The sequence below is a fragment of the Mycobacterium sp. 1245111.1 genome (assembly GCF_001673405.1).
Classification (GTDB): domain Bacteria; phylum Actinomycetota; class Actinomycetes; order Mycobacteriales; family Mycobacteriaceae; genus Mycobacterium.
Map to the genome: position 1 here is coordinate 1 of NZ_LZLV01000054.1, position 4,611 is coordinate 4,611.

Annotated in this window: 1 pseudogene; it reads left to right on the top strand. The window is 68.9% G+C overall.

Annotated elements, in window-relative coordinates:
- Positions 1-4,611: pseudogene (locus tag A5658_RS27475) on the top strand (condensation domain-containing protein); the annotation flags it as partial.

The window sequence follows — 4,611 nt, forward strand, 5'->3', positions numbered from 1 at the left end:
TGCACGCCTCGTTCCGCGAGATTTTCGAGAGCGATGTCGACAGCATCACCAGCCCGATCGGGGTGCCGCTGGCCCACCTCGGCTTCTTCGTGCTCGATGCATGGTTGCAGCCCGTGCCCGCCGGCGTGGTCGGTGAGTTGTACGTGGCCGGCGCCGGGGCAGCGTACGGATATGTGGGCCGGGGCGGATTGTCCGCATCGCGGTTCGTGGCGTGCCCCTTCGGCGAACCCGGTGCCCGGATGTACCGGACCGGCGACCTGGCGTGGTGGGGCACCGATGGGCAGCTGCGCTATGTCGGGCGCGCCGACCAGCAGGTCAAGATCCGCGGTCACCGCATCGAACTCGGCGAAGTGCAGGCGGCGCTGAGCGCGCTGGACGGCGTCGAACAGGCGGTGGTGATCGCCCGCGAAGACCGACCAGGCGACAAGCGGCTGGTGGGGTACGTCACCGGGACCGCGGATCCGGCCACCGCGCGGGACGTGCTGGCCGAGCGGCTCCCGGCCTACATGGTTCCGACCGCGGTGGTGGCGATCGATGCGCTGCCGCTGACGGTCAACGGCAAACTCGACACCCGCGCGCTGCCCTCCCCCGAATACCAGGACGCCGATCAGTACCGCGCCCCGACGGATGCGGTGGAAGAGATCCTGGTCGGCATTTACGCGCAGGTCCTGGGGCTGGAGCGGGTCGGGGTCGACGAGTCGTTCTTCGAGCTGGGCGGCGACAGCATTCTGGCGATGCAAGTGGTGGCACGCGCGCGTGCGGCGGGCCTGGTGTGTCGCCCCCGCGACATTTTCGCCGAGCAGACGGTCGCCCGGCTGGCCGGTGTCGCCCACGGGGTGGCCGGTCCGGTCGATGAGGGCGTCGGGACCGTGGTGGCCACTCCGATCATGCGCTGGCTGCAATGCACGGGCGGCCCGATCGAGCAGTTCAACCAGACGGCGGTGGTGCAGGCTCCCGCCGGGGTGACTGAGACCGACGTGCTGGCGTTGTTGCAGGCCCTCATCGATCGGCACGCCATGCTGCGGCTGCGGGTCGAAGACGACGGTGCCGGGGGGTGGTCGCTGCACGTGCCCGAGGCCGGTTCGGTGGATGCGCGGGATTGCCTACGCACAGTCGACGTGTTGACCGACGAGGCAGTCATCGAGGCCCGGACGCGGTTGGACCCGGCGGCCGGGATCATGCTGAGCGCGCTATGGGTGGCGTCCACGGGCCGGTTGGTGCCGATGGTGCACCACTTGGCCGTGGACGGGGTGTCGTGGCGAATCCTGTTGGAGGACCTCAACATTGCCTGGGCCCAGCACCGCAGTGGGCAACCGATCGAGTTGCCGGCGGGTGGAACCTCGTTTGCCCGGTGGTCGGAGCTGCTGATCGAGCATGCGCGCCGCCCGGAAGTCGTCGAGCAGGCGTTCGTGTGGCGGCGGATCGCGGCGATCCCGCCGGCGCTGCCCGCCACACGCCCCGAGGCGGACACCTATGCCAGCGCGGGGAACTTGTCGGCGTCGTTGGATGTCGAGACCACCCGCATGCTGCTGGGCGAGGTGCCGACCGCGTTTCACGCGGGGATCCACGAAATTCTGTTGATCGCATTCGCCATGGCATGCGCGGAGTTCCTGGGCACCGGCGCCACACCGATCGGCATCGATGTGGAAGGTCACGGCCGCCACGACGAGCTGAGCCCCGACGTCGACCTGTCGCGCACCGTGGGATGGTTCACCACCAAATATCCGGTCGCGCTGGCGGTCGGCGGGCTGCCGTGGTCGCAGGTGGTGGCCGGCGGAGCGGGGCTGGGGACGCTGGTCAAGGATGCCAAAGAGCAGCTGCGGGCCCTGCCGGATCCGTTGAGCTACGGCGTATTGCGCTACATGAATCCCGATCTCGATCCGTTCGGCAGCGACCCCACGATCGGCTTCAACTACCTGGGCCGGGCAGGCGCGGCCACCGACGATTCCGGTGACGGGTGGGGGATCTGCCACGACGGTCTGGCTCGTCTGAGCGTCAGCTCGAGGTTGCCCATGCCGTTGGCGCACTCGGTGGAGCTCAACGCCGGCACCGTCGACACCGACGCCGGCCCGTTCCTGCACGCCGCATGGACGTGGGCCCCGTCGGTGCTGGACGAGGCTGAGGTCAGCCGGCTGAGCGGGTTGTGGTTTGACGCCCTCGCCGGAATCTGCGTGCATGTTCGGCACGGCGGGGGCGGGCTGACGCCATCGGATCTTGCGCTGACTCCGTTGAGCCAGCAGCAGATTGATGAGCTTGAGCGGTTGTATGCGGATCGCTGATGTTCTGCCGCTGACTCCGTTGCAGCAAGGGCTGCTGTTTCATGCCAGCACGGCCCGTGGCAGCGACGACGAACTGTATGCGGTCCAGCTCGATATCGGGTTGAGCGGCCGGCTGGATGCACACCGGCTGCGCGACGCGTTGCACGCGGTGGTGCATCGGCATCCGCACCTGGCGGCGCGATTCTCGGGCCAGTTCGACGAGCCGGTGCAGATCATTCCGGCCGATCCGTGGGTGCCGTGGCGGTATATCGACGTCGACGGTGGTGACGTCGACGAGCAGATCGAGGCGGTGTGTGCGGGCGAGCGTGCCGCGGTCTGCGATCTGGGTGATCAGCCGGTGTTTCGGGCGGTCTTGATCCGTATCGCCGAGGATGCGCATCGGTTCGTGCTGACCAACCACCACATCGTGATGGACGGCTGGTCGCTGCCGATCCTGGTGCGCGAGTTGTTCGCCAGTTACGACGGGCAGCGCCTACCGGCACCCCCGGCCTATCGCGGGTTCGTGTCCTGGCTGGCCGGACGCGACGGGGATGCCGCACGCGCGGCCTGGCGCCAGGTGTTGGCCGGTTTGGAGGCCCCCACCCTGGTGGCCCCGGCGGGCCGGCGGGGGCCGGGGCGGCGTGCGGTCGCGTCGACGCGGCTCCCCGAGCAGCTCACCGCCGCGGTCAGCGAGCTGGCCCGCGCCTGCCACACCACTGTCAACATCGTGTTGCACGGCGCTTTCGCGCAGCTGCTGTCCGGGCTCACCGGCCAACGCGATGTCGCCTTCGGCACCACGGTCTCGGGGCGTGCGGCAGAGGTGCCGGGGGCGGAGGCGATGGTGGGCCTGTTGATCAACACGGTCCCGGTCCGGGCCGCCCTGACCGGCACCACCACGACTGCCGATCTGTTGGGCCAACTGCACCGCGCGGCGAACCAGACCCTGGATCACCAACACGTGGCGCTGTCCGACATCCACCGCCTCAGCGGCCACGAGCGGCTGTTCGACACCTTGTTCGTCTACGAGAACTACCCGCTCGACGCCACCGCCCCGTTGGGGGTCGACGGGCTGACCGTCTCGGGATTCAGCAACCGCGAATACAACCACTACCCGTTGAGCATCCAAGCCCTACCCGGCGCCGAACTGGGTCTGCGCGCCGAATTCGACTCCGCGCTGTTCACCCCCGCCGACATCGACACGCTGTTCGCGCGCTTCACCCGGCTACTGGCAGCCATGACCGCCGACCCGGCTGCGCCGCTGTCATCGATCGACGTCCTCGACTCCGCCGAACACGCCCGTCTCGACGCATGGGGCAACCGCCCGGTCCTGACCGCCCCGCCACCCAGCCGGGTATCGATCCCGGCGGCGTTCGCCGGCCACGTCGCCCGCACCCCCGACGCGACCGCGCTCAGCTACGGCGATCTCTCGTGGACCTACCGCCAGCTCGACGACGCCACCACCCGGCTGGCGCACGTACTGGCCGACCACGGCGCAGGACCCGGACACTACGTCGCACTGCTGCTGACGCGCTCCGCGCAGGCCGTCACCGCGATTCTGGCCGTCCTCAAGACCGGGGCCGCCTACCTGCCGATCGATCCCGCCCTCCCCGACGCACGTATCGGGTTCATGCTCGACGACGCCGCCCCAATCGCCGTCGTCACGACCGCGGACCACCGGCCCCTCCTCCACGAACACGACCACGACCTGCAGGTCGTCGACGTCGACGACATCACCCCGGTCTCCCAACACCCCGAGCCGCTACCTCAACCCGCGCCCGACGACATCGCCTACCTGATCTACACCTCGGGCACCACAGGAACGCCCAAAGGCGTTGCTATTACCCACCACAATGTCACCCAGCTAGTCGAGGCACTGCACGCGTGCCTGCCGGCGGCGGGAGTGTGGTCGCAATGGCACTCCCTGGCCTTCGACGCCTCCGTCCAAGAGATCTTCGGCGCGTTACTCGGTGGGGGCCGCCTGGTGGTGGTGCCCGAATCCGCCACCCGTTCGCCCCAAGACCTGCGCACCTTGCTGATCAGCGAACACGTCACTGTCATCAGTCAAACCGCTTCTGCTGCAGGAGCTTTGGATCCTGAGGGGCTGGAGTCCGCCGCGCTGGTGGTGGGTGCCGAGCCCTGTCCGGCCGAGGTGGTGGATCGGTGGGCACCCGGGCGATTGGTGGTCAACGTCTACGGTCCGACCGAAACCACTGTGGACGCGGCGATCAGTGCGCCGTTGCGCGCGGGCCAGGGCCTGGTACCGATAGGTGGGCCAGTGTCGGGGGCGGCGTTTTTTGTGTTGGACGGCTGGCTGCGGCCGGTGCCCGCAGGTGTGGTCGGAGAGTTGTATATC